Source organism: Leifsonia poae (assembly GCF_027921845.1).
GTDB lineage: Bacteria > Actinomycetota > Actinomycetes > Actinomycetales > Microbacteriaceae > Leifsonia > Leifsonia poae.
In genome coordinates this window covers 241,927-266,576 of the sequence record NZ_BSEN01000006.1, presented here as the reverse complement: position 1 = coordinate 266,576, position 24,650 = coordinate 241,927, and the positions used below count along the sequence as shown (strand labels likewise).

At 69.6% G+C, this 24,650-nt stretch carries 21 protein-coding genes; 7 read left to right on the top strand and 14 right to left on the bottom strand.

The features are described from left to right. From rhaI to PKE84_RS08230, 5 genes are all read right to left on the bottom strand, one after another. Positions 1–1,164 (bottom strand): L-rhamnose isomerase, encoded by a 1,164-nt coding sequence (gene rhaI / locus PKE84_RS08250; RefSeq protein ID WP_271176748.1) that lies wholly within the window; start codon positions 1,162–1,164, stop codon positions 1–3. A gap of 54 nt (positions 1,165–1,218) precedes the next feature. Beyond that, complete coding sequence (locus PKE84_RS08245; RefSeq protein WP_271176747.1) at positions 1,219–3,489, bottom strand: alpha-L-rhamnosidase; 2,271 nt, start codon at positions 3,487–3,489, stop codon at positions 1,219–1,221. A gap of 68 nt (positions 3,490–3,557) precedes the next feature. Further along, the gene (locus PKE84_RS08240) at positions 3,558–4,391 is read right to left on the bottom strand and encodes a carbohydrate ABC transporter permease (protein ID WP_271176746.1); all 834 of its coding nucleotides are present in this window, start codon (positions 4,389–4,391) and stop codon (positions 3,558–3,560) included. Further along, the gene (locus tag PKE84_RS08235) at positions 4,388–5,332 is read right to left on the bottom strand and encodes a carbohydrate ABC transporter permease (protein WP_271176745.1); all 945 of its coding nucleotides are present in this window, start codon (positions 5,330–5,332) and stop codon (positions 4,388–4,390) included. The genes PKE84_RS08240 and PKE84_RS08235 overlap by 4 nt, the downstream gene beginning before the upstream one ends. A 115-nt stretch (positions 5,333–5,447) precedes the next feature. After that, the gene (locus PKE84_RS08230; RefSeq protein WP_271176744.1) at positions 5,448–6,755 is read right to left on the bottom strand and encodes an ABC transporter substrate-binding protein; all 1,308 of its coding nucleotides are present in this window, start codon (positions 6,753–6,755) and stop codon (positions 5,448–5,450) included. Between the two features lie 318 nt (positions 6,756–7,073). On the opposite strand from PKE84_RS08230, the gene PKE84_RS08225 reads away from it, so the two are divergent. The 5 genes from PKE84_RS08225 to PKE84_RS08205 all read left to right on the top strand — a co-directional run bounded on the left by PKE84_RS08225 (position 7,074) and on the right by PKE84_RS08205 (position 12,616). After that, on the top strand, positions 7,074–8,093 hold the full coding sequence (locus PKE84_RS08225) for a LacI family DNA-binding transcriptional regulator (RefSeq protein ID WP_271176743.1): 1,020 nt from the start codon (positions 7,074–7,076) through the stop codon (positions 8,091–8,093). Between the two features lie 312 nt (positions 8,094–8,405). Beyond that, positions 8,406–9,308 carry a nucleotidyltransferase domain-containing protein gene (locus PKE84_RS08220; protein ID WP_271176742.1) on the top strand — a complete coding sequence of 301 codons (903 nt, stop codon included), beginning with the start codon at positions 8,406–8,408 and terminating at the stop codon, positions 9,306–9,308. A 67-nt stretch (positions 9,309–9,375) separates the two neighbouring features. Then, positions 9,376–11,889: an alpha-L-rhamnosidase-related protein gene (locus PKE84_RS08215; RefSeq protein WP_271176741.1), complete on the top strand. Its 2,514-nt coding sequence runs from the start codon at positions 9,376–9,378 to the stop codon at positions 11,887–11,889. A 109-nt stretch (positions 11,890–11,998) separates the two neighbouring features. Then, positions 11,999–12,256 (top strand): glutaredoxin family protein, encoded by a 258-nt coding sequence (locus PKE84_RS08210; RefSeq protein ID WP_271176740.1) that lies wholly within the window; start codon positions 11,999–12,001, stop codon positions 12,254–12,256. A 72-nt stretch (positions 12,257–12,328) separates the two neighbouring features. Next, the gene (locus PKE84_RS08205) at positions 12,329–12,616 is read left to right on the top strand and encodes a hypothetical protein (protein ID WP_271176739.1); all 288 of its coding nucleotides are present in this window, start codon (positions 12,329–12,331) and stop codon (positions 12,614–12,616) included. Positions 12,617–12,733: 117 nt separating this feature from the next. On the opposite strand, the gene PKE84_RS08200 is transcribed toward PKE84_RS08205, so the two are convergent. Next, entirely contained in the window at positions 12,734–13,366 is a 633-nt protein-coding gene (locus PKE84_RS08200) for an MBL fold metallo-hydrolase (RefSeq protein ID WP_271176738.1), read from the bottom strand. A 166-nt stretch (positions 13,367–13,532) separates the two neighbouring features. Here PKE84_RS08200 and PKE84_RS08195 point away from each other — a divergent pair, with 166 nt between their 5' ends. Then, a complete protein-coding gene (locus PKE84_RS08195) occupies positions 13,533–14,504 on the top strand; it encodes an aldo/keto reductase (protein WP_271176737.1) in 972 nt (323 codons plus the stop codon). A gap of 26 nt (positions 14,505–14,530) precedes the next feature. Then, positions 14,531–15,391 carry an aldo/keto reductase gene (locus PKE84_RS08190; protein ID WP_271177135.1) on the top strand — a complete coding sequence of 287 codons (861 nt, stop codon included), beginning with the start codon at positions 14,531–14,533 and terminating at the stop codon, positions 15,389–15,391. 126 nt (positions 15,392–15,517) lie between these two features. Here the strand turns inward: PKE84_RS08190 and PKE84_RS08185 are convergent, their stop codons facing one another. From PKE84_RS08185 to PKE84_RS08150, 8 genes are read right to left on the bottom strand one after another with little or no spacing between them, the layout of a single operon-like run. Then, the gene (locus PKE84_RS08185; protein WP_271176736.1) at positions 15,518–17,206 is read right to left on the bottom strand and encodes a beta-N-acetylhexosaminidase; all 1,689 of its coding nucleotides are present in this window, start codon (positions 17,204–17,206) and stop codon (positions 15,518–15,520) included. Next, positions 17,203–18,162, bottom strand: coding sequence for a MurR/RpiR family transcriptional regulator (locus tag PKE84_RS08180; RefSeq protein WP_271176735.1), 960 nt, complete (start codon positions 18,160–18,162; stop codon positions 17,203–17,205). Before PKE84_RS08180 ends, PKE84_RS08185 begins: the two co-directional genes overlap by 4 nt. Further along, on the bottom strand, positions 18,152–19,123 hold the full coding sequence (gene murQ, locus PKE84_RS08175) for an N-acetylmuramic acid 6-phosphate etherase (RefSeq protein WP_271176734.1): 972 nt from the start codon (positions 19,121–19,123) through the stop codon (positions 18,152–18,154). The genes PKE84_RS08180 and murQ overlap by 11 nt, the downstream gene beginning before the upstream one ends. Next, positions 19,116–20,045 (bottom strand): N-acetylglucosamine kinase, encoded by a 930-nt coding sequence (locus PKE84_RS08170; RefSeq protein WP_271176733.1) that lies wholly within the window; start codon positions 20,043–20,045, stop codon positions 19,116–19,118. The genes murQ and PKE84_RS08170 overlap by 8 nt, the downstream gene beginning before the upstream one ends. Next, positions 20,042–21,310, bottom strand: coding sequence for an anhydro-N-acetylmuramic acid kinase (locus PKE84_RS08165; protein WP_271176732.1), 1,269 nt, complete (start codon positions 21,308–21,310; stop codon positions 20,042–20,044). Before PKE84_RS08165 ends, PKE84_RS08170 begins: the two co-directional genes overlap by 4 nt. Next, complete coding sequence (locus PKE84_RS08160) at positions 21,307–22,854, bottom strand: glycoside hydrolase family 3 protein (RefSeq protein WP_271176731.1); 1,548 nt, start codon at positions 22,852–22,854, stop codon at positions 21,307–21,309. The genes PKE84_RS08165 and PKE84_RS08160 overlap by 4 nt, the downstream gene beginning before the upstream one ends. Beyond that, positions 22,851–23,678, bottom strand: a complete 828-nt coding sequence (locus PKE84_RS08155; RefSeq protein WP_271176730.1) for a carbohydrate ABC transporter permease — start codon at positions 23,676–23,678, stop codon at positions 22,851–22,853. The genes PKE84_RS08160 and PKE84_RS08155 overlap by 4 nt, the downstream gene beginning before the upstream one ends. Further along, a complete protein-coding gene (locus PKE84_RS08150; RefSeq protein WP_271176729.1) occupies positions 23,675–24,649 on the bottom strand; it encodes a carbohydrate ABC transporter permease in 975 nt (324 codons plus the stop codon). Before PKE84_RS08150 ends, PKE84_RS08155 begins: the two co-directional genes overlap by 4 nt. Position 24,650: the final 1 nt, after the last annotated feature.

Sequence of the window (24,650 nt, the reverse complement as noted above, 5' to 3'; positions counted from 1 at the left end):
TCACGCCCCCCAGCCGGCCTGGGTGCCGCCGACGCGCTCGGCCTCGATCTTCTCCTGGTATCCGGATGCGGCGTACGCCTTCATCGGGTCACCCGGCAGACCGCGGGACTCGCGCCATTCGGCGAGCGCCGGGCGCACATCCGTGTAGAACGCGTCCATCAGGATGCCGTTGGCGCCGAGAACGTCGCCGCAGGCCTGCGCCTTCTTCAACGCCTCGGTGTCGACGAGCAGCGCCCTGGCCGTCATCTCCTGCACGTTGAGCACCGACCGGATCTGGCCGGGGATCTTCTTCTCGATGTTGTGGCACTGGTCGAGCATGAACGCGACATCCGGATTGGCGTAGCCGCCGCCGCGGATGACCTCGTACAGGATGCGGAACAGCTGGAACGGGTCGGCGGCGCCCACGATGAGGTCGTCGTCGGCGTAGAACCGCGAGTTGAAGTCGAACGAGCCCAGCTTTCCGAGGCGCAGAAGCTGCGCGACGATGAACTCGATGTTCGTGCCCGGCGCGTGGTGGCCGGTGTCGAGGCAGACGAACGCGCGGTCGCCGAGCGCGGCGGTGTGGGCGTAGCTGGTCCCCCAGTCCGGGACATCCGTGTGATAGAACGCCGGCTCGAAGAACTTGTACTCGAGGACGAGTCGCTGGTCCTCGCCGATCCGCTCGTAGATCTTCGCGAGCGAATCGGCGAGGCGATCCTGGCGGGCCCTGATGTCATCCTGACCCGGATAGTTGGTGCCGTCGGCCAGCCAGATCTTGAGGTCTCGTGACCCCGTCTCGTTCATCACGTCGATGCACGCGAAGTGGTGGTCGATCGCCTTCTGGCGGACCTTCGGGTCGGAGTGCGTCACCGAGCCCAGCTTGTAGTCGTCGTCCTGGAAGGTGTTCGAGTTGACGGTGCCGAGCCCGACCCCGTTGTCCTCCGCGTGCTTGCGCAGGTCGGAGTAGGAGTCCACCAGGTCCCACGGGATGTGCAACGCGACCGTCGGCGCCAGGCCGGTGTGCTTGTGCACCTGCGCGGCATCCGAGATCTTCTCGAACGGATCGCGCGGCGTCCCCGGCGACCCGAACACCTTGAACCGGGTGCCTGAGTTACCGAACGCCCAAGACGGCAGTTCGATCGCCTGCGCGGCGAGCGGCGTTGTGATGTCGGTGAGATCAGTCATGTCAGTTCATTCGTTTCTGGTTCGCGGTGGAGCCGGCGTCGGTGGTGTCGGGGTCTAGGAGCGGGCGCCGACCGTGTCGAGAACGGGCACCGTCACCGACACCCGGCCTCCCTCGATCGCACGGTCGTCCTGACCGGGAAGACGGAGGACGCCGGTGACGCCCTCGGGGATCTCAGCCGTGACGCTGAGCTGGTCGTCCGAGACGGTCCATTGCACGGCGACCCGGCCGGCGGGGGTCTCGAGCGCGGTCTCGGCCTCGGTGAGACCGCCGCCGGGCTGGGGTGCGATGAGCACGGAGGAGTATCCGGGAGCCAGCGGGGCGATCCCGCCCACGACGCGGTGCATCCAGTCGGCCACGGCGCCGAGGGCGTAGTGGTTGAACGAGGTCATCTCGCCCGGGTTGATGGTGCCGTCCGGCAGCATCGAGTCCCAGCGCTCCCACACCGTGGTGGCGCCCATGGTGACCGGGTAGAGCCACGACGGGCACTCCTTCTCGAGGAGCAGCTTGTAGGCGTCGTCGAGGTGGCCCGTGCGGGTGAGCGCATCGGTGATGAACGGGGTGCCGGCGAAACCGGTCGAGATGCGGTAGCCGGCCTCCGCGGCGAGTTCGGCGAGGCGGTCGCCCGCCACGGCCTCATCCGCAGCGTCGAGCAGGTCGAAGACGATCGCGAGCGCGTACACCGTGGTGCAGTCGCTGAACACGCGCCCGTTGTCGACGTAGTGCTCGTTGAACGCGGCACGGAGGTCGGCGGCGATCGTCGAGAACTCCGCGTACTCGGCGTCGCGGCCGAGGATCTTCGCCGTCTCGGCGACGATCGTCGCCGAGTGGAAGGCGCACGCCGTCGCCACCACCCCGGTGTCGGCCTTGGCCTTGGCGGGGTCCTCCGGCGGGGCATCCGGGTCGAGCCAGTCGCCGAACTGGAAGCCCGTGTCCCACAGGCCGTTCGCCGAGAGCTTGGAGTGCACGCGGCGCACATGCCCGGTCATCGAGGCGAACTGGTTCGCCAGCACCTCCTTGTCGCCGTAGGCCTGGTAGAGGGTCCACGGGACCCAGACGCCGGCGTCGCTCCAGATCGCGGTGGAGTCGGTCTCGGGGAAGCCGCCCGGCTTCTCGAGGTACTTGAGCACGTCGGGGACCACGTACGGGATGACGTCGTCCTGGTGCTCCTGCTCGAGCGCGAGGTCGCGCAGCCAGTCGCTGAGGAAGGCGTCGATGTCGTACAGGAAGGCGGCGGTCGGCGCGAAGGCGGCGATGTCGCCGGTCCAGCCGAGGCGCTCGTCGCGCTGCGGGCAGTCGGTGGGCACGTCGACGAAGTTGCCGCGCATCCCCCACACGACGTTCTCGTGGAACTGGTTCAGCATCGGGTCGGAACTGCGAAAGGTGCCGATCCGTTCGAGGTCGGAGCCGATCGCGACCGCCGTGAGATCCTCGGGCTTCAGCTCGCCCGGCCATCCGGTGATCTCGGCGTAGCGGAAGCCGTGGAAGGTGAACGTCGGCTCGAAGACGTCCTCGCCACCGCTCAGGATGTAGCGGTCGGTCGCCAGGGCCGTGCGCAGCGGGCGCGTGCCCAGCTCACCGTGCTCGAGCACCTCGGCGTGCTTGATCAACACCTCGGAGCCCTCGGGACCCTGCACGCTGACGCGCACCCAGCCGACCAGGTTCTGGCCGAAGTCGATCAGCGTCTTGCCGGACGGCGACGTCGTGATCGCCTTCACCGGCAGCTCGTTCCAGCGGGTGACCTTCGGGCCGACATACGGGGTGAGGATCGAGGTGTCGACGTCGAGGGCGTGCACTCCCACCCAGCCCTCACCGGAGAATCCGGGCCGGCGCCAGGCGTCGTCGCGGCGGCGGGCGTCGATGGTCTCGCCGTCGTACAGGTCGTTGGCGAGCACCGCGCTCGGACCGGCCGTCCAGCTCTCGTCGGTGACGACGGTCTGCGTCGCGCCGTCGGCGAACGTCACCTCGAGCTGCGCGAAGGCGCCGAGCTCCGTGCCGTAGAACTCTCCACGTCCCGACCAGCCCAAGCGGCCCCGGAACCAGCCGTTGCCGAGGGCGAGACCGAGCACGCTCGTGTCCTCGATCAGGCCGGTCACGTCGTAGGTGGCGTAACGGAGGCGCCACTCGTAGCTGCTCCAGCCGGGCGTCAGCAGGTCGTCGGAGACCGGCCGGCCGTTCAGCCACGCCTCGACGACGCCCTGGGCGGAGAGCGTCAGCGTCGCGCCGGTCACGGCTCCGTGGCCTTCGTCGAGGGTGAATTCGCTGCGGAGCAGCGGCGCTCCGTTGAAGTCGTCATCGGCTGCGATCATGCGAGCTTGCCAGTTCATTGAGAATTCTCCATTGTGTTTCGGTCGGTGACGGATGGGTCGTTGGTGCGGTGGCGTCGGCGGGCGGGTCAGCCCTTGACGGCACCGCTGGTCATGCCGGCGACGATCTGCCTGTTGAAGAAGATGTAGGCGACGAGCGGCGGGATGGTGATGAGGAAGATGGCCATGAAGAGCAGGTTGTAGAAGCTCAGGTTCTGGCCGGAGAAGGTGTACAGCGCGAGCTGCACGGTCACGTTCTGGTCGCCCGGCAGGAAGTACAGCGGACCGGCGAAGTCGTTGAAGACGAAGACGGCCTGCACGACGATCACCGTGACGATCACCGGCCGGAGCAGCGGAAGCACAACCCGCAGGAACATCCGCACCGGGCCGGCGCCGTCGAGCACGGCCGCCTCGTCGAGCTCGCGCGGGATGTTCCCGACGAACGCGCGGAAAAGCAGGATGCAGAACGACAGCCCGAAGGTGGTCTCCACCAGGATCATGCCCGGCAGCGTCCCGAACAGCTTGAGACCCTGCAGCACCCAGATGGTCGGCACGACGGCGGGAGGCACGATGAGGCCGGCCAGCACGAAGAAGTTGACGACAGGTCCCCACTTGCTGCGCTTGCGGGCCAGGATGTAGCCGGCCATGGCCGAGATGATCACCATCAGCAGAACCGAGAAGATCGTGAGCACAGCGCTGTTGATGATGGCGCGCCCGATGACTCCGTCGTTCGAGGTCAGGGTGTCCACCAGGTTCTGGAAGAACATGAACTGCTTCGGCCAGGAGAAGGCGAGGTCCGAGGCCTCCGACGGCGACTTGGCGGCCTGCAGCAGCACGAACGCGAACGGGACGAGGAAGACGACGATGGAAACGAGGATCGCGATGGTGCCGACGATCCAGGCCCTGGTGCGTTCGCGGGTCACAGTTCCACCTGCTTTCGGTTGAGGAAGTACGAGAGCGGGACCATGATCACCGTGACCACGAGGAACAGCACCACGTTGCCGGCGGTCGAGAGGCCGAAGAAGCCCGCCTGGTACTGCTTGTAGATCACGGAGGCGAGAACGTCGCTGGTGAAGCCGGGGCCGCCGCCGGTGGTCGCCCAGATGATGTCGAACGACCGGAGGCCGCCGATGAGCGACAGGATGATCACGGTCGCGGTCGCACCCCGGGAGAGCGGGATGGTGATCTGGCGCAGGATCTTCCAGTACCCGGCGCCGTCGATGCGCGCCGCCTCAAAGTACTCGGTCGGGATGGCGACGATGCCGGCCATGAAGATGAGCGTCGCGATTCCGACGCCCTTCCAGATGTCGACACCGGCGATCGTGTAGAGCGCGAGGTTCGGGTCGGTGAACCAGCCGGGCTGCGGGAGCCCGAAGAAGCCGAGCACCGCGTTCACCATTCCGTGGAACGGGTCGAGGAGCGACTTGAACATGATGCCGACGCCGATGGTCGAGATCAGCACCGGGAAGAAGACGACGGCGCGGAGGTAGCCGCGGCCGATGACGGGGCTCGTGAGGAGCAGCGCCAGGAAGAACCCGATGATCACCTTGGCGCCCGACGTGAGCACGGCGTAGATCAGGGTGTGGATGAAGCTCGTGTACAGCTGGGGGTCACTGAAGAACTGCACGAAGTTGTCGAACCCGATGAACGTCGAGTCGAATAGCGACCAGCGGGTCAGCGAGAAGTAGAACGACGAGAATGTCGGGAGAGCGAAGAAGACCACGTACAGCACCAGGGCCGGTATGAAGAACCAGGTCGGGTAGTACGACTTGATCGGTCGCCGCTTCTTGGGGCCGTGAGCGACGCGCCCCTCTGTGACGATGTCGGCCGCTTGGATGGCGGTCGCAGGTGTTGCCGTCGACATGTTTACTCCTCGTCGAGTATGGATCTGCGGTGCGTTGCACCATGGGCCACGGCCGGGTGGCCGTGGCCCCTGGTGCTCAGACGCTACGCCCGGAGGCGCTGCATCGGTGTGAGGCTTACCAGCCCTTGAGTCCGAGCTGCTGGGCCTGAGCCTTCACGTCGTTGTCGTAGAGGGCCGCACCCGCCTTACCGGTGGAGATGCCGGAGCCGACCTGGATGAGGATCTTCTCGAGGTTCGGTCCCTTGATCGGGGAGAGGAACTCGAGCGCCAGACCGGTCTTCTTGGCATCCTGGTACGCCAGCTCATCCTTCACGAGGCCCGGCGCGTCATCCGGGACCGTGCAGGTGCTGATCGCGAACGGACCGGCCGCTGTTGCGGCCTTGTTCTGGATGTCGCAGCCTGCGGGAGAGTTGATGAAGGCGACGAGCTTCTTCGCCGACGTCAGTTTGTCACCGGTCGTCGACTTCGGGACGTAGGCGCCGCCCGGCTCCCACACGGTCGCGCTCGGGTCGCCCGACTCGGTCGGCATGGCGAAGTAGCCGATGTCGTTGACCTGGTCGGGGTTGGACTGCAGCACGTTGCTGATCACCGCGGTGATCATCGGGTACTGGGCGCCAGCACCGGTCGCGAGCATCTTCAGTGCGTTCACGTTGGTGAGCGACGCGTAGTCCTTGTTCATCAGACCCTTGTCGAAGATCTCCTGCGTGTGCGTGAAGCCGGCCAGCGCGGGCGGGTTCGAGTACTTCGCCTTGTTGTTCGTGTAGTCGTCGGCCCAGTTCGGGTCGGCCGCACTGATGTTGGCGAAGTCGGCGAGCACGAAGAGCTGGCTGGTCCAGGTGTCTCCGTACGACTGGATCACCGGGGTGATTCCGGCGGCCTTGATCTTCTCGCTGTTGCTGATGAACTCGTCCCAGGTCTTGGGAACGGTGAGCCCGAGCTTCTCGTAGACCTTCTTGTTGTACATGACGCCGCCGTCGAAGGAGGTGCCCGTCGGTGCGCCGTAGGTGGCCTTGTCGGTGCTGACCGTCTTCTTGAAGTCGTCCGTGATCTTCTTCACCCAGGGCTCGTCGGTGAGCGGCTGAAGCTGGGTGTCGGGGTGCAGGGCCTGGAACAGCGAGCCCGAGTTGTACAGGAATACGTCGTCCATGGTGCCGGTGGACAGCCGGGTCTTGATCAGGTTGTCACCATCCGTACCGGCCGGACGCGTGTTCACCTTCACCTTGATCGAGGGGTTCTCCTTCATGAACCCCTTCGCCAGCGCGTTGGCGAACGATGTGGCGGCCGGATCGTTGCCTCCGGCCATCAGCGTGATCGAGGATGAGCCCGAGCCACCGCTCGATGAACACCCGACGAGGGTGAGGGCCGCGAGGGCCGCACCACCGAATATGGCGACAGCGCGCGCCGTCGTCTTACGAGAGAACATGAATACCTCCTTGTATTGGCGCCGCAGCTCCCGATGGGGGATTCGGGTTCGCATTGAAACGCTTCATTTGAAGATAGGTGCGCCCTGGATGTGCGTCAAGAGTGAATTGTAACGATTCAGCAACGGAGGAATTCTCCGTTTAGGGATGGTGCGGAAGGCCGCACCGCGTGGCGTGCGGGCCCGGCCAGGGCGGGCATCCGGCCGATAGGGTGTTCAATGAACGGATCGCCAATAGGTGCGCGCCACAACAAATGAAGTTCGCGGCCGTTAACGTTTCAATGCTCGGGCCACCTAGAATGCGAAGCGGAAAGGACGGCTATGGTTTCGCCCAGCGTCAAGGACGTCGCAGCACTCGCTCGCGTCTCGATCGGCACCGTCTCGAACGTGCTCAACCGTCCCGAGATCGTCTCCCCCGACACTGTCGAGCGCGTCACGCTCGCCATGGAGAAGCTCTCCTACGTGCGGAACGAGGCCGCCAGGCAGCTGCGCGTCGGCCACAGCAACGCGCTCGGCCTGATCACGCTCAGCGGCAGCAACCCGTTCTTCACCGAGCTCACGACGGCCGCGGAAGACAGCGCGGCCTCCGCAGGCTACTCGGTCATCGCCGGCAACAGCAACGAGAAGAAAGACAGGGAGTCGGGCTACCTCAACCTGTTCGAGGAGCTGCGCGTGCGCGGCGTGCTGATCTCGCCGGTCGGCAATGTGGTTCCACGATTGCGCCGGATGCGGCAGCGCGGCATCCCCGCCGTGCTCGTCGACCGCGTGAGCAACGACCTCTCCTTCAGTTCGGTCTCCGTCGACGACGTCGCGGGTGGCGCCCTCGCGGTCACGCACCTCATCGAGTCGGGGCGGCGGCGCATCGCGGTCGTCGGCGGCCCGACGGAGATCCGCCAGGTGAGCGACCGCCTGCAGGGCGCGCGACAGGCGGCCGCCGCGCATCCGGGCGTCACGCTCGAGGTCATCGTCGTGAACGGGTTGACGGTGCAGGAGGGCCGACGAGCAGGCGAGGCGATCGTGGAGCGCGCACCTTCAGCACGGCCCGACGGTATCTTCGCCGCGAACGACCTGCTTGCGATCGGCCTGCTCCAGGCGCTCAACATGCAGGGCGAGATCGCCATCCCCGACGAGATCGCGCTCGTCGGCTACGACGACATCCTGTTCGCCAGCGCTTCCGTGGTCCCGCTGACCTCGATCCGGCAGCCGAGCCGGCTGATCGGCGAGACGGCGGTGCAGATCCTGCTCGAAGAAGCGGAGGACCCCGACCTCGAGCCGCGGCAGATCCTGTACCAGCCGGAGCTCGTGGTGCGGGCGAGCAGCGCGAGCGCGCCGCCGGCGTAGAGCGGCCGGCGCGGTGCTGACGCGCACGGCGCGCGGCGCTTGCCTCTCGCGCGCGGCTGTTTCGTGGCAGCAGTCGACTCTGACCGCGCCATTCCCGTGCATTGCCACAAATCGTCGGCGCGGCTCGGGCGGCCGGGATCGTGCGCGCTAAAACGAATCAATCGCTCGGCCATACGCACGGGCGCGGCACGGGCGCTCGCAGCCCGAATCGCAGTGAATCCCTGGGAGCGCAGACACTTGACGTATGCGAACGACCCGGCTCGTTCGTCATCGCGATCATTTGAACGATTCAAATTCGCCACGATCTGCGCTATGGTGATCGCGCAACGATGCATCGAGCGGAAGGAACGTCGTGGTCGAACCGCTGCGACCGTCGAGGTCGGACACCTGCCGATGGGCCATGCGCCGACGACCGGAACGGGGTCGGCCGTGAAGCACCACGACGAAGCGCTCGACCGCTACGTGCGCCGCGTGGCGTCTGACCCCGGCACCCTCGGCGTCATCGTGACCGGCTCGCTCGCGCGCGGCACCGAGCGCCCGGACTCCGACGTCGACCTCTACCTGGTCGTGACCGAGGAGCGCTGGGACGAGGCCTACGGAGTGAACCGTCTGATGTTCACGGAGACAGACGGGATCGACTACCCCGACGGCTACTTCGACGTGAAGCTCGCGACGCTGTCGTACCTCGACGACGCCGCCGAGCGCGGCGACGATCCGGTGCGCGCCTCGTTCGCCACCTCCCGCATCGTCTTCAGCCGCGTCGACGATCTCGCCGAGCGCGTCGAGCGCATCCGGTTCGTCGCCGACGACGGCTGGGATGCGCGCGTCGCCTCGTTCGTCGCGCAGGCACGGCTGCACGGCGGCTACTTCCTCGATCAGGCGAGCGAGAGCGGGGACGCCTTCCTCCTCCACCACGCCGCGGTGCACCTCGCGCTGTCGGCCGGACGCGCCTTCCTCGCCCGCGAGCACACGTTCTTCGGCGGCCCGAAGCAACTCATGAAGCAGGTGCGCGAGCTGCGGGCTCAGCCGGAAGGGTTCGCCGCCGACCTCGTCGCGCTGGTCGAGCATCCGACCCGCCGAACTGCGGACCGGGTGCTCGCCGCGCTCGAAGACGCTGTCGGCGGCGCACTGCCCCGCGACGAGACGCTGTCGACGTTCATCCTCGACAACGAGCTGGCCTGGCGCTATCGCACCAAGACCCCCGAGTACTCCTGACCCCTCCTCCCGCCCCACCTTCGACGGTCAACCCCACCCTGACGTTCAACGCAGAAAGCAGGCCACCATGACAACCGAGACGCTGGAATCCACCCGCGCGACCATCGCCTCCCCTGCCTCCGCCTTCGGCGGGATCGGCTGGCGGGCGCACTGGATCGGCGCCGACCCGTCGGGCGGCGGCTCCGAGGTCGGCCTCGGCACGTCCGATGCCCGAGCGCCGTTCCACCGCTCGATCTTCCGGAGCACCGTCTCGCTCGACGCCGTACCGTCGACCGCGCCGGCGCGCCTCACCGCGGACTCCCGCTACGTGCTCTTCGTCAACGGCGCCGAGGTCGGGCGCGGGCCGGCGCGCTCCCAGCCCCGCCGGTTGCGGTACGACGAGTACGATCTCGCTCCGTTCCTGCGCCAGGGCACGAACACCATCGCGGTGCTGGTCACGTTCTACGGCGACGCGACGGCGTTCTGGCAGCCGGCTGCCGCCAACGGCGGGCTCGGGCTGGATGGCGTGCTCGTGTTCGAGGCAAGGCTCGGTGACGACCGGCTCATCTCCGACGACACGTGGCTCGTGCACCGCGCGACCGCGTGGACGGCGCCGTCGCTCGAAGGGCTCGACGGCGTTCCGGTCGAACTGGTGGATGCGCGGGCCCTCCCTGTGGACTGGGAACAGCCCGACTTCGACGACTCCGGCTGGCCGACCGCCCACCTCCGGCCCGCGAGCCACATCGGCGGCTTCGGCCGCACGCAGCCGCCGACCGACCCGTACGGGGCGCTCATCCCGCGCGGCACCGCTCCGGTCGGCGGGGCGCTCGTCACCCCGGCCGTGGTCCGGGTGAGCGCGGCCCTGCCGGTCACCGATGCCGCGGACGAGCATCCGGTGTCGCGGGTGCGTCGGGCTCTCGATGGCCGTGACGTCTCAGCCGACGCGACCGCGTCCCTCCCGGTGCCCGTGCCATCAGGGGCTGACACCGGCACGATCGTCAGCCTCGACTTCGGTCGCGTCGTCGTGGGTACCGTGCACGTGTCGCTGCGCGCGGCCGCCGGAACCACTGTCGACCTGCTGTACCGCGAGCGCCCGCACCGCTCGGACGAGGCGGAGAGCTTCTCGATCCCGAAAACGGGCGCCCGCTACATCGCGCGCGGGCACGACGACCGCTTCGACGCGTTCGAGGTCAACGGCATGCGCTTCGCACACCTCCTGGTGACCGGAGGCGACGCGGAGGCCGTGATCGACGGCATCGAGGTGCAGGAGCGCCTGTACCCGCAGGTCGGAGCGGCCTTCTTCCGCTCCGACGACCCGGAGATCGACGCACTCTACGCGGCGGGCATCCGTACGGTTCAGGCGAACGCGCAGGATGCGTTCACCGACTGCCCTACGCGGGAACAGCGTGCCTGGGTGGGCGACGGCGTGGTCCACCAACTCGTCCACCTCACGACGAACGACGACTGGCGGATGGCCCGCAACTACATCGCCCTCGGCAACTCGCCGCGCTACGACGGGATCCTGCCGATGAGCGTGGTCGGCGAGATCGAGTCGTCCGGCGGGTTCACGATCCCGGACTGGTCGATGCACTGGGTGCACGGCGTGCACAACCTCTACCGCTACATCGGCGACGAGCAGGAGATCCGCGCACTGCTGCCGACGGTGGAGCGCATCCTCCGCTGGTACCTCCCGTACGTGGACGAGCGCGGCACCATCGCCGACGTTCCGGAATGGAACCTCGTCGACTGGTCGAGCGTGCTCGTCACCGGGCGCAGCAGCCTCCTCACCGCACTGTGGGCCCGCGGGCTGCGCGAGTTCGCCGAGCTGAGCCGCTTCGTCGGCAACCAGGGGGCGGCGGCCTGGGCCGACGACCTGCACGCGCGGGCCGCCGGCGGTTTCGAGGACTTCTGGGATGAGGCGCGCGGGACGTACGTCGACCACATCGTCGACGGTGTCGTGCAGCCTGCCGCGTCGCAGGCGGCGGGAGCCACCGCGATCGTGTCCGGACTCGCGCCGCGTTCGCGCTGGAACCGCATCATCGACGCGGTCACCGACCCGGCGACGCTCATCGTGCGCTCCTGGATCGGCAACGAAGACGGCTCGTACGACCAGCAGAAGATCGCCGACCAGATGAAGGGCGTGCAGCGGATCGACTGGGATGCCGAGCACGAGGTGGTCATCGCGGAGCCGTTCTACAGCTATCTGGTGCACGACGCGGTCGCTGAAGCCGGCCGGGCCGGCGACCTCGTGACGCTCATCCGGCGCTGGTCGCAGTTCCTGGTCGACGGCTACGACACCTTCGGCGAATGCTGGGGCTGGGGCACTCCGGTGCACGGCTGGAGCAGCACCCCGACGAAAGACCTGGTGCAGTACGTGCTCGGCGTCACACCGGACGCTCCCGGATTCTCTACCGCGCGGGTGGAGCCGGCGCTCGGCACGCTCGGGTTCGCCGAGGGCTCGGTGCCGACACCGTTCGGGTCGATCCAGGTGCGCGTGGATGCGACATCGGTGACGATCGAGTCGCCGGTGCCGGTCGTCGCGGTGGCACCGGACGGGACGAAGACGAGCCTGCCCGCCGGCCGGCACGAGCTCGCCCGCTAGCCCGAGCGATCCACTTCTGCGAAATGTGCGGTCGGGCGCCGCTCGCACCGCACATTTCCCACAGGTCGCACGCGCCGAACTCTCAGCCGCGACGAAATAGGATCGAGGGATGACTTCGCCTGAGACTTTCGACCGCGTCACCGTGTTCGGCGCGGACTGGTGCCGCGACTGCATCCGCTCCAAGGCCCTCCTCGACCGGGTCGGCGCCGACTACGAGTACATCGACCTCGTCGCCCAGCCGGAGGCCGCCGACCGCGCCCTCGCGATCAGCGGACGCACGAACATCCCGGTGATCGTGTTCCCCGACGGCGCCCACCTCGTCGAGCCGTCCGACGCCGAACTCACCGAGGCGCTCGCCGCGCGCTGAGGCGCTTTGCCACCGCAGCGCCGCTCGGCCACGGGTCTGTCGGCGCTCCCCCGCGCTCACTAGGCTGACCGCATGGACACGAGCCCGCAGCCGGCGCCCGAACGGCCGGTGTGGTCGGGCGCGGCGGTGCTCGGTCTGGCTGCCGTCGTGCTCGGAACGATGCTGATCGCGGTCCCCGCGGTGTCCGGCGTGCTCGGAGCGATCGCGCTCGTGCTCGGCCTGCAGTCTCGCGGGCGGCTCCGGGCGGACGCCGCGCTGCGCGGAGCCGTTCCGTCGGCGATCGCCTTCTTCGGCGGCATCATCCTCATCGTGATCGGGGTGCTCCCGCTCGTGCTGTCGCTCGTCTTCGCGCTGGTCTAGCCGCGTCGCCGCGCCCCCGCGCCGCCGCGCCGCCGCGCCCCCGCATAGCGGTGCCGCCGAGCGGTGCCGAATGTCCGTCATCCCTGCGATTTGAGCGACATTTCGCACCACTCGCGGTCAGCGGGCGGCGAGCAGGCCCGGCGCGCCGTGACCGGGACAGACGAGCCGCGGGCGCATCCCGGCGATCAGGGCCGCCGTTTCCAACGCCTGGCCCGTGTCGCTGATCAGGAACGCCGGGAACTGCTCGAGCGCGCCCTTGGAGAGCCGGACGGCGTCGCCGGAGAACACCACACCGTGCCAGCGCACCACGTGGTGGCCGGGCGTGTGCCCGGGAGCCGGCACCGCGAACAGCTCCGGAACGACCTCGGTCTCCGCATCGTCGGGCAGCTCGGCGAGGCCGGCCGGCTCGTCCGCCTGACCGCGCAGGGCCAGGATGCGCCGGGAACGCGTCGGCGGCGGCGTCTCGCCGCGCAGGATGGCCGCGTCCGCGCGCCCGAGCCACACCTTCGCCCCCGTCTGCCGCTGCAGCGCGGCGGCCGCACCGGCGTGGTCGGGGTCGTAGTGGGTGAGCACGATGTCCGTCACGGGCGGGACCTCGTGGCGTGCGCCCGCCAACTCGGCGATGAGCCCGGGGCCGCCAGACCGGATGCCCGTGTCGATCACCACCGAGCGATCACCCGCCGCGACGAGATACGCGTTCGCGCCCCGCGCCTTCTGCAACTGGAAGACGCCGTCGGTGAGCTGCTTCATGGGTCCTCGTCTCCTGCGGTGCCGTCGGATGCGCGCTCAGGCTAAGCCTGCGGCGGGCACCGCGCAAACGACGCCGGAGACCCGAATCCCATTCAGCACTCGGGTTGCAGAATGCCATCCAGATCTCCTGTTGGACATCTGATTGGTGCGAGCGGATGCTGAGGCTATGGAGTACACAAACCTGGGCCGATCCGGCCTGAAAGTCTCACGGCTGGTTCTCGGAACGATGAACTTCGGGCCCCAGACCCCCGATGAGGACTCGCACGCCATCATGGATGCGGCCCACGAGTACGGCATCAACTATTTCGACACGGCCAACGTCTACGGCCAGCACCGCGGCAAGGGCGCCACCGAGTCGATCGTCGGCGACTGGTTCGCGAAGGGCGACGGCCGCCGCGAGCGCACGGTGCTCGCCACCAAGCTCTACGGCGACATGGGCGACTGGCCCAACGAGGGCAGGCTCTCGGCCCTGAACATCCGGCGCGCGCTGGATGCGAGCCTGAAGCGCCTGCAGACCGACCACATCGACATCTACCAGTTCCACCACGTCGACCGCGCGACGCCGTGGGACGAGATCTGGCAGGCAATGGAGACCGCCGTCGCGCAGGGCAAGATCCTGTACGCGGGGTCGAGCAACTTCGCCGGGTGGCACATCGCCACCGCGCAGGCCGAAGCCCGCCGCCGCAACTACACCGGCCTCGTCAGCGAGCAGTCGATCTACAACCTGCTGACCCGCGACGTCGAGCTCGAGGTGCTGCCCGCCGCCCAGGCCAACGGGGTCGGCGTGATCGCGTGGTCCCCGCTGCACGGTGGCCTGCTCGGCGGCGTCATCCGCAAGCAGAACGAGGGCAAGCGCCGACTCGAGGGGCGCGCGGCCGACACGCTGGCCACGCACCGCGAAGCGATCGAGGCGTACGAGGCCTTCGCCGACGAGCTCGGCCACGAGCCGGGCGACATCGCACTGGCCTGGCTGCTCGCACAGCCGGCCGTGACCGGTCCGATCATCGGACCGCGCACCCGCGAACAGCTGGATGCCGCGGTTCGAGCGCTCGAGGTGAAGCTCGACGACGCCGCGCTCGCCCGTCTCGACGAGATCTTCCCCGGCCACAAGACCGCACCTGAGGACTACGCCTGGTGAGCGCCGACAGCCTGGAGGGCACCACGATGAAGACACGCAGGATCGGCGACCTCGAGGTCAGCGCGATCGGCCTGGGCGGAATGCCGATGTCGATCGAGGGCCGCCCGGACGACGAGCGGTCGATCGCCACGATCCACGCAGCACTGGATGCCGGCGTCACCTTCTTCGACACCGCGGACGCGTACCACGTGCACGCTGACGAGGTCGGTCACAACGAGTCGCTGATCGCGGGCGCGATCCGCAGCTGGGGCGGGGACGCATCCGGCGTTCTCGTCGCGACGAAGGGCGGTCACCTGCGGCCGGGCGATGGCAGCTGGACCGTCAACGGACGACCGGAGTACCTGAAGGAGGCGGCGAAGGCCTCGCTCGCCCGACTCGGCGGCGACGCGATCGGCCTGTACCAGTTCCACCGTCCCGACCCCGACGTCGCGTACGAGGACTCCGTCGGCGCCATCCGCGACCTGCTGGACGAGGGCGTCATCCGCCTCGCGGGCATCTCGAACGCGGACCCGGCGCAGATCCGGCAGGCGCAGCAGATCCTGGGCGGCCGCCTGGCGTCGGTGCAGAACCAGTTCTCGCCGGCGTTCCGGTCGAGCGAGCCCGAGCTGGTGCTCGCGGACGAGCTGGGGATCGCCTTCCTTCCGTGGAGCCCACTGGGCGGCATCCAGTCGGCGGGCGCGCTCGGAGACCGGTTCGCGCCGTTCCAGCAGGTGGCGGATGCCCGCGGCGTGAGCCCGCAGGTGGTCGCACTCGCCTGGCACCTCGCGAAGAGCCCGCACGTGATCCCGATCCCCGGCGCCTCGCGTCCGGAGTCGATCCGCGACTCGGTCACGGCCGTCGACCTCGACCTCACCCCCGAGGAGTACGCCGCGCTCGACGCCGCCTGAGCGCCGCGCCCGTCCGCCCCCGCACCCATCCGGGCCGCACCCACAATCGAGTCCGAAGTTGTTGCCGCGACACGCCGACCGCGAAGCGCAACAACTTCGGACTCGATTGCGCGTGTGCGGGCGGAGCTACGCGGGGGCGATGTTGGCGGTGAGCGCGGCGACCTCGGCGGCGCGCGCATCCCGGCTGTCGATGCGGCCCCGGATGCCGGGTCGCGTCTGCCAGGGCAGCGGGCCGTCGGCGTGCCGGTACTCGACCCCGACAGCGTCGAGCCGTTCGAGGTGCGTGTCCAGCCGGACGGCGAAGGCGTCGTAGTCTCGCTCGCCCGCCGTCCACAGCGCCTCGGCGAGGGCGCACAGCCGCGGGAACGCGAAGTAGTCGAGCGTGCGCGGCGAGTCCATGTACTCGGTCCAGAGGTTGGCCTGCCCACCGAGCACGTGCGCACGCTCGTCCCCTGTGAGTGAAACCGGCACGGGGTCGAATCCGTAGACGTCGCGCACCGTGATCACGACGACGAGCGGAATGGGCTCGTCGGGCCGCTCGGACTGCCGGTAGTTGAGGTAGGCCGTCTGGTCGGGGCAGAGCACGACATCGTGGCCGGAGCGCGCCGCCGCGACTGCGCCCGTCTCGCCCCGCCACGACGCCACCGTGGCGCCCGGCGCGAGGCCGCCCTCCAGGATCTCGTCCCAGCCGAACAGCCGGCGGCCGCGAGCGGTGAGGTGGTCGTCGAGGCGGCGGATGAACCAGCTCTGCAGCGCATCCTCCGTCGTGACGCCGAGCTCGCGCATGCGTTGCTGGGTGCGCGGGTCGTCGCGCCATTGACCCTTCGGGCACTCGTCGCCACCGACGCCGATGAACTCCGACGGGAAGATGTCGAGCACCTCGTCGAGCACGTTCGTGAAGAACTCGACGGTGGCCTCCTCGGCGTTCAGCACGTTCGGGATGATCCCCCAGCGCGTGCTGACGTCGAGGCGCTCCCCCGTCACCCCGAGCTCCGGATACGCGGCGATCGCCGCCTGCACGTGGCCGGGCGACTCGATCTCGGGGACCACGGTGATCCCCCGCGCCGCCGCGTACGCGACGATCTCGCGCAGGTCCTGCTGCGTGTAATAGCCGCCGTGCGGGCGTCCGTCGCCCGGCGCATCCGCGCCGTAGCCGACCTGGGATTCCCGCCGCCACGCGCCGACCTCGGTGAGGCGGGGGTAGCGCAGAATCTGGATGCGCCAGCCCTGGTCGTCGGTCAGATGGAAGTGGAGCACGTTGAGCCGGTGCATCGCCATCAGGTCGATGAAGCGCAGCACATCGTGCTTCGGCAGGAAGTGCCGTGCGACGTCGAGCATGACGCCGCGCCAGCGGAAGGCGGGCTCGTCGGCGATCTCGCAGGCGGGCGCGGCCCAGTGGACAGCATCGCCGCCGTCGGCACCCCCGGCGAGCGCGGCGGGCGGGACGGGCGGGACGGGCGCGCGGCGGTACACCTCGGACGGCAGCAGCTGGAGGAACGCCTGCACACCGTTGCTGACCCCGGCGGCCGAGCCGCCCGTGATCCGGACCCCGGAGGCGTCGACGACGAGGTGGTAGCCCTCCGCCACGAGCGCAGGGTCCACGGCGAGCGCGATGACGGTCCCGGCCGGGCTGGCCGGCTCGGCCGGCTCACCGAGAGCGAAGCCGGTGGATGCGGTGAGCACCGATCGCAGGAGGGCGGCAGGTCGCGCGGTCGAGGCATCCGACAGGATGCGCGTGCGCGGCCCGACGACGAACTCGCCGTCGCGCTCCTCCAGGTGCCGTGGCTTCGGAAGGAGACGGCCGGCCGCGCTCACGCGCCGTGCCCGCCGGCGCCGTCGCCGCTTGAGCCGTGACCGCCGGAGCCGTGCCCGTTCCCGTTCCCGTTCCCGTTCCGGTGACGCTCCGGCGCCAGACGCTGGCTGCTGACCGCTTCGTAGGTGAGCCGGAGGGACTCGGTCATCTGGTCGTACATCTGCTGCGCGACGCGCACGAACAGGAAGTCGACCAGGGCGAGCTGGGCGATGCGGCTCGACATCGCACCCGACCGGTACAGACTCTCGCGGGCCTGCGTGGTGAGCACGTAGTCGCTCTCGGCCGCGATGCGCGAGTCGGGGAAGTTGGTGATGGCGACCGTCGTGGCGCCCGCGGCCCTGGCGACGGCCAGCGCGTGGTTGGTCTCGAGCGTGAGCCCGGAGTGCGAGACGCCGATCGCGACGTTGCCGGGCTTCTGCAACGCCGCGGAGGCGAGCGCGAGATGCGGGTCGACCGAGCAGAACGCCGTGATGCCGATGCGGGAGAGCTTCTGCTGCAGGTCCTGAGCGGTGAGGCTGCTGGAGCCGGCGCCGTAGAGGTCGACGCGCGGAGCGGTGACGATCGCCGCCACTACGCGGTCGAGCGTCTCGACGTCGAGCTCCTTGGCCGTGTTCTCGATCGCGAGGGTCTCCTGATAGGCGATCTTCGCCACGACCTCCTGCACCGTGTCGGTCGGGTCGATCTCGCTCTCGGTCAGCTCGAAGCGCTCCCGCGTCACCTGCTCACGGCTGGTCGACGACGCGACCGCGAGCCGGAACTCGCGATAGCCGGAGAAGCCGAGCCCCTGGCAGAAGCGGGCGATCGTGGCCTGGGAGGCGTCGCAGACGGCCGCCAGCTCGGTGATCGTGAGGTCGACGACGCGTGCCGGATCGTCCATGACGACCCGCGCGACGCGCGCCTCCGTCGCGCTCAGCTGCGGGAGCGCCTGACGGACCGCGGCGAGCACGTCAACCGACATGCGCCCTCCCGCCGTGCGCATCCGGAGCCGCGCCCGCGGCCGCCAGCGCATCGCGCAGCCGCCCGCCGTGCTCGGTGAGCATCCGCACCGCCGTGTCGGCGTCGAGGGAGGTCTCGCTCATCAGGATCGCCGCCTTTATCCAGCCACCGGTCGCATCGAGCGCCGCCGTCGCCGTCTGCGCGTCGACGCCCGTCGCCATCATAACGGTGCGCTCGGAGCGCGCCCGCAGCTTCGCGTTCGTGGCTCGCAGGTCGACCATCAGGTTGCCGTACACCTTGCCGAGCCTCACCATGGCGATCGTGCTGATCATGTTGAGCACGAGCTTCTGGGCGGTGCCCGATTTGAGCCGGGTCGAGCCGGTGAGGATCTCCGGGCCGACCACGACCTCGATGGCGACCTCCGCGGCGGAGCCCAGTTCGGACCCGGCGTTGCAGGCGAGCCCCACCGTGAACGCGCCGGCTTCCGTGGCGTAGTCGATCGCCCCGAGCACGTAGGGCGTGCGCCCGGATGCGGAGATCCCGATCACCGCGTCGAGCGGGCCGAGGTGGAGAGCTGCGAGCGCGGCGCGACCGGCGTCTTCGTCGTCCTCGGCGTTCTCGACGGCCGTGTGGATCGCCTCTTCACCGCCTGCGATCACCCCGACCACCAGCTCGGGAGGGGCCCCGAACGTCGGCGGGATCTCGCTGGCGTCGAGGATGCCCATCCGGCCGGCGGTACCGGCGCCGACATAGATGAGACGGCCGCCCGCGCGCATCCGCTCGGAGACGCCGTCAGCAGCCGCGACGATGCTTGCGCTCACCCGCGCGACCGCGGCGGGGACCTCGGCGTTGCTGGCGTTCATGGCGTCGACCAGCTCGCTCACCGACATCAGGTCGAGGTCGCGGGCGGTCTCGCCGACCGCCTCGGTGGCGAGCGTTCCGAGGGTCTCTCGGAGGTCGGCGATGGTCTGCGGCTCAGCCACGGGTGATCCTTTCCTCGTAGGGCAGCGATCGCTCGAGCGCGATCAATGCCGCGCCGGCGAGCGGGTCGCCCTTCGGCGCGGTCTCGCGCAGCCCGTGCGCGTCGAGTGCAGCCCGGACACGGGCCGCGAAGAACGGGTGGGATGCGAGTCCGCCGGCCACGCACACGGTCGGCAGCCCGGCGGCCGCGCAGGTGTCGGCGAGGTGCGCTGCCGCACGCTCGAGGATCTCGACGGCCACGGCGTCTCCCTCAGCGGCCCGGTCGATGACCGCGGGCGCGAAGGTGCCGAGCTGGCGGGCAGGGGTTCCGGACTCGGAGACCCAGTGCGGGAGCGACGCGAGGGCGCCGGTCAGTGCCGTCGCGTCGGCGAGCAGCGCGGTGCGCGGCCCACGTCCGTCGTGGGCGCGCAGTGCGGCGACCAGCCCGTGGCGCCCGAGCCACTGCCCGCTGCCCTCGTCGCCGAGCCACGGGCCCCAGCCGTCGACCTGCGCGACGGCTCCGCTCCCGTCGACGGCGAAGACGACCGCGCCCGTTCCGGCGATGAGCATCGTCCCGGGCGCACCCTCGAACGCTCCCGCGTGCGCTGCGAGCGCATCGTTGATGATCGCGACGGGGCCGTCGAACCGCTCGCGGACGAGCTCGATGAGCCGGCGTGCGGCGGCCGGAGCCGCCTCGCTGCCGGCCGCGCCGATCCCGACGGCCGTGCCGGTGGGGAGCGGTTGCTCGAGCCGGCCGACCGCCTCGGCGATCGCGCGGAAGGAGAGCTGCGCGCCGTCGGCCTCGGCGAGCCCCGGTGCACCGTGGGCGGTGGCCTCGCCGAGCATCCGGCCGCCCTGGGTGAGGCGCACCCGGCAGCTGGTCTTGCCGAGGTCGACGGCGAGCACGGATGCGGCAGTGGACGCGGCGGCTGGTCGCGCGGTCATGCGATCGTCGCTTCCGCCAGGGTGCCGGCCAGGCGGGTGTCAGCGAGGCGCAGCCCGGCGATCCCGTCTAGACGCCGGCCGAGGGTCGCGCCCGGTGTCAGCGTGAGCTGGCCGAGCACCCGGGCACGTCCGGCCGGGGTGGCCGGGAGCGCCGCCGGGACGCCGTGCCAGCTGAGGAATCCGATCAGCGCGAAGAGGAGCGACTCCTTGTCGTCGGGGTCGACACCCCACGCATCGCTCGTCGTCACGGCGATGCCATGCAGGCCGAGCACGGCAGTGAGCGCGCGCAGCATGGCCGGATTGTGCACCCCGCCGCCGGACACGACGACCCGGTTCGGGGCCGTCGGCGTCGCCGAACGCACCGCGTCGGCGACCGTTCTGGCGGTGAGGGCGGTGAGCGTCGCGACCAGGTCGGCGAGCGGAAGCTCAGGCCCCGAGCCGTTCACCGAGCCGGCACCGGAACCCGCCGAAGCCACGGCGCGGTCCACGACGCCGAGGTCGAAGGTCTCGCGGCCGGTGCTCTTGGGCGGTGTGGCGACGAAGTACGGGTGCGCGAGAAGGGCCGCGAGCACCGCTTCGTCGACCCGGCCCGCCTCGGCGAGCGCGCCGTCGGTGTCGCGGGTCTGGCGGCCTTCGGTCGCACGGGCGACGACAGCGTCGATCAGGCAGTTGGCGGGGCCGCTGTCGAACGCGACGAGCCCGCCTCCGGGAGAGACGATCTGCACGTTGGCGATGCCGCCCAGGTTCACCGTGGCGATCGGGCTCCCGCTGGCCTCCGCCTCCCCGGCGAGCCAGGCCCGGTCGAAGAGTCCCATCAGGGGCGCACCATCCCCGCCTGCGGCGATATCGGCCGATCGCACGTTCGACAGCACGGGCCGGTCGAGGGCCTCCGCTATCCACGACGCCTCGCCGATCTGCAGGGTGCCGCGGGCACGACCGCCGTCGACCCAGTGGTACAGGGTCTGTCCGTGGGAGACCGCGAGGTCGACGCCCCCGGGGATCTCGGCAGCGGCGGCGCGGGCGGCCGCTGCGAACTCCTGCCCGGCGCGCGTGTCGAGCTCGCAGAATTCGGCGGGAGTCAGGCTCTCGCCCGCGATCGCAGCGAGCAGTCGCGGCTGCAGCTCCTCCGACCAGTCCACAGTGCGAGCGAGCAACGGGCGCAGACTCAGCGCGGGTGTCGCGGACGCGTCGAGCGCCTCGATCTCGGCGACCGCGACATCGATACCGTCTGCGCTCGTGCCCGACTGCAACGACAGGATCCTCATGCGACCATCGCTCCGTTCAGCAGTCCGGCCACGACCTCCGCGGTCAGGCGACTGACCCCGAACGCGTCGACGGTGGCCAGGGGAAGCGGCTCCGAACCGGGAAGGCCGGCGTTCACCACGACGCTGCCCGGTCGCGCCGCGGCGAGCATCCCGACGGCTCGTCGCTGCGGGGATCCCGGCTGCACCGCGTCGACGAGGGCGACGATCGTGCGCTCCTGTTCGACGTGCGCGAGCGCGTCGGCCAGCACGGCGACCACGTCGCGGCCGCCGAGTGGCCCCACGCCGACGCGCACGCAGTCGTTGCCCGCACTGAGGGCGGCCGTGAACGGGTCGGCGGTCGACGCGACGGCGATCGTCGCGCGGTCGCGGAGGTCGAGCACGGCGAGCGGGCGTTCGCTGAGGTCGACCGTTCCGGAGACGGAGATCGCCTCGCGCACGATCCGCGCAGCGTCGAACCCAGCAGCGCGGTCGAAGCCCGCACCTGACCCGTCCGCCACGACCGACGCCGCACGACGCGACTCCACCCACTCCGACAGCGCAGACACCGCACCGGATGCGCGCTCGAGGTCGGCCACGGCGAGAGCGCCGTCGTCGAGGGCGCCGAGCAGAGCATCCCGCACTTCGAGGTAGTCGGCGAGGTCGTCGGTCGTGCCGCGCTTGGGACCGAGCGGCGACGGGTTGCCGATGCAGAGCAGGTCCGCGCCCGCCTGGAGTGCGAGCACCGCGCCCCGACCGGCACCGTACTCCGAGCGGATCGCCGCCATGTCGAGCGCGTCGGTCACGATCGCGCCGGTGAAACCACGTTCCCGCAGCGAGGCCAGGATGCGCGGGTTGAGAGTCGCCGGCAGCTCGCCGAACGACGGGAGCACCACGTGCGAGGTCATCACCGCGGCCACCCCCGCGTCGATGGCCGCCTGGAACGGCGGAAGATGGTCGGACTCGATCTCAGCGGGCGCCAGCTCGACGCGCGGCAGCCCGTGGTGCGAATCGACGGACGTGTCGCCGTGACCGGGGAAGTGCTTCACGCAGGCCGCGACGCCTCCGCTCTGAATCCCTTCGACGGACGCGACGACGTGGCGCGAGACCAGAGCAGCACTCGACCCGAACGAGCGCACGCCGATCACCGGGTTGCGGGGGTTGGTGTTGACGTCGGCGACCGGCGCGAGCACGACTGTCGCTCCGGATGCGCGCACCCGTCGCGCGAGCTCCGCACCGACCGCGCGCGTTGCGTCCACGTCGTCGACGCGCCCGAGCTGCGCTGCGCCGGGGAGCGTCGAGCCGTGCGCAGCCTCGAGGCGGGTGACGGTGCCGCCCTCCTCGTCGACGCCGAGGAGCACCCCGGCCCGCGCTTCCGAGAGCCGGCGGGACAGCGCCGGCAGCTGCTCCTCGTCGTCGTGGTCGATGTTGTGCCCGAAGTACACCGCGCCGGCGAGGCCGGCGTCGAGTTCGCGCAGCAGCCAGTCCGGCGCCGTGGTCCCGAGGAATCCGGGCCAGAGCACGCCGGCGACGAGTGCGCGCACCGCGGGATCGGTGCTGTGGTTCATCCCTTGACTGCTCCCGCTACGAGTCCGCTGGAGAGCTTGCGCTGCACCAGCACGAAGAAGATCATGACCGGGATCGTGATGATGGTCGACGCCGCCATCACGTAGCCCCACTCGTTGGTGTGCTCGCCGAAGAACTGCTTGAGGCCGATCGCGACGGTGTACTGATCGGATGCCCCGCCGAGCAGTGTCATCGCGAAGATGAACTCGTTCCAGGCCGTGATGAACGAGAACACGCTCGTCGCGACGAGACCCGGCATGACCAGCGGGAACAGCACCGAGCGGAACATCCGCCACCAGCTGGCTCCGTCGAGGTATGCCGCCTCCTCGAGTTCGACGGGGACCGCCGCGACGAAACCGCGCAGCATCCAGATCCCGAAGGGCAGCGACAGCGCGACGTAGACGATCACCAGGCCGAGCAGCTGGTTGAGCAGCCCCAGGTCGCGCACCTGCACGAACAGCGGGATGACCAGCGCTTCGAGCGGAACCATCTGCACCGTGAGCACGATGAACAGGATGGCCGTGCGGAACTTGAACTTGAACCTCGCGACGGCGACGGAGGCGAGCAGCGCGAACGCGGCGGAGAGCACGACCACCGCGATCGCCACGATGGCCGAGTTGCGCAGGAAGACGTCGAAGCCGCCCTTCGTGAGCACGTAGGCGAAGTTGTCGAGGGTGAACTCCTTCGGCACCAGCGACTGCCCGCCGCTCGACGCCTTCTTGTCGAAGGCGCTGGAGACCATCCAGTAGACGGGGAACAGGGTGAAGACGAGGAGGAGGGCGACCGCGATGCCCTTGCCGACATTGCCGCGGATGGACCGGGTCACAGCTTGTCCTCCTTCAGCATCGTTCGGACGTAGACGATCGTGATGGCGAGGAGCACTAGGGTCAGCAGCACGGCGATCGCCGAACCGAAGCCGTAGCGGTTCTGGCCGAACGACTCGACGTACGACCAGACACCGAGGTTGAGCACCTGGCGGTTGCTGCCGGAGCCTCCCGGCATCAGGTAGACCTGCGCGAACACCTTGAAGTCCCAGATGGTCGACAGGATGATCACCACGGCGAAGACCTGCTTGAGCGACGGCACGATGATGCTGAAGAAGCGGCGCGCCGCCCCGGCGCCGTCCACCTCCGCCGCCTCGAGCATCTCCTTGGGCACCCCGAGGAGCCCGGCCAGCACGGTGATCGCCACGAACGGGAAGCCGTGATGGATGATGTTCAGCAGCACGATCCCGTAGAAGCTGATGGGGTTGGTGAACCAGTTGTACGACTCGTGCATCAGGCCGAGGCCCTTCAACAACTGATTGACGATGCCGTTGTCGGCGTCGAAGATCCACACCCACCCGTAGGTGCCGGTCACCGCGGGCATCGCCCAGGCGACCATGATGGCACTGCCCACGATGGTGCGCCAGAACGTGCCGAGCGAGGCCATCAGCAGAGCGACGAGCGTGCCCAGGATGACCGTGCCCGAGACGGACAGGATGGCGAACACCACCGTGTTGGGCAGCGCCACGGTCCACAGCGTGGAGTTGCCGAAGATCTCGGCGTAGTTGGCGAGCCCGATGAAGTTCGTCTTGCCGCTGACGATCTCGCGCAGTCCGTAGTCCTGCAGCGAGAAGATCACGACGCGCACGAGCGGCCAGAGCAGCAGCACCGCGAGCACGACGAGTGCGGGCGCGAGCAGCAGCCACGGCCGGCCGGTCACGAAGAAGGGGCGTTTGCGGCGCCGCGGCGCCTCGCCGCCGGCCGGGTCCGTGCGGTGCACGGCCGGCGGCTGAGGACGAACGTCGACGGACATG

What these genes read in the sequence shown, in the direction of transcription:
- PKE84_RS08165 (WP_271176732.1), bottom strand. Translation starts at nt 21,310, where the DNA reads ATGAGGATCCTGTCGTTGCAGTCGGGCACGAGCGCAGACGGTATCGAT.
- PKE84_RS08200 (WP_271176738.1), bottom strand. Translation starts at nt 13,366, where the DNA reads ATGAAGCAGCTCACCGACGGCGTCTTCCAGTTGCAGAAGGCGCGGGGC.
- PKE84_RS08205 (WP_271176739.1), top strand. Translation starts at nt 12,329, where the DNA reads ATGGACACGAGCCCGCAGCCGGCGCCCGAACGGCCGGTGTGGTCGGGC.
- PKE84_RS08225 (WP_271176743.1), top strand. Translation starts at nt 7,074, where the DNA reads ATGGTTTCGCCCAGCGTCAAGGACGTCGCAGCACTCGCTCGCGTCTCG.
- PKE84_RS08220 (WP_271176742.1), top strand. Translation starts at nt 8,406, where the DNA reads ATGGTGATCGCGCAACGATGCATCGAGCGGAAGGAACGTCGTGGTCGA.
- PKE84_RS08150 (WP_271176729.1), bottom strand. Translation starts at nt 24,649, where the DNA reads ATGTCCGTCGACGTTCGTCCTCAGCCGCCGGCCGTGCACCGCACGGAC.
- PKE84_RS08245 (WP_271176747.1), bottom strand. Translation starts at nt 3,489, where the DNA reads ATGAACTGGCAAGCTCGCATGATCGCAGCCGATGACGACTTCAACGGA.
- PKE84_RS08215 (WP_271176741.1), top strand. Translation starts at nt 9,376, where the DNA reads ATGACAACCGAGACGCTGGAATCCACCCGCGCGACCATCGCCTCCCCT.
- rhaI (WP_271176748.1), bottom strand. Translation starts at nt 1,164, where the DNA reads ATGACTGATCTCACCGACATCACAACGCCGCTCGCCGCGCAGGCGATC.
- PKE84_RS08195 (WP_271176737.1), top strand. Translation starts at nt 13,533, where the DNA reads ATGGAGTACACAAACCTGGGCCGATCCGGCCTGAAAGTCTCACGGCTG.
- PKE84_RS08190 (WP_271177135.1), top strand. Translation starts at nt 14,531, where the DNA reads ATGAAGACACGCAGGATCGGCGACCTCGAGGTCAGCGCGATCGGCCTG.
- PKE84_RS08180 (WP_271176735.1), bottom strand. Translation starts at nt 18,162, where the DNA reads ATGTCGGTTGACGTGCTCGCCGCGGTCCGTCAGGCGCTCCCGCAGCTG.
- PKE84_RS08235 (WP_271176745.1), bottom strand. Translation starts at nt 5,332, where the DNA reads ATGTCGACGGCAACACCTGCGACCGCCATCCAAGCGGCCGACATCGTC.
- PKE84_RS08170 (WP_271176733.1), bottom strand. Translation starts at nt 20,045, where the DNA reads ATGACCGCGCGACCAGCCGCCGCGTCCACTGCCGCATCCGTGCTCGCC.
- PKE84_RS08160 (WP_271176731.1), bottom strand. Translation starts at nt 22,854, where the DNA reads ATGAACCACAGCACCGATCCCGCGGTGCGCGCACTCGTCGCCGGCGTG.
- PKE84_RS08230 (WP_271176744.1), bottom strand. Translation starts at nt 6,755, where the DNA reads ATGTTCTCTCGTAAGACGACGGCGCGCGCTGTCGCCATATTCGGTGGT.
- PKE84_RS08210 (WP_271176740.1), top strand. Translation starts at nt 11,999, where the DNA reads ATGACTTCGCCTGAGACTTTCGACCGCGTCACCGTGTTCGGCGCGGAC.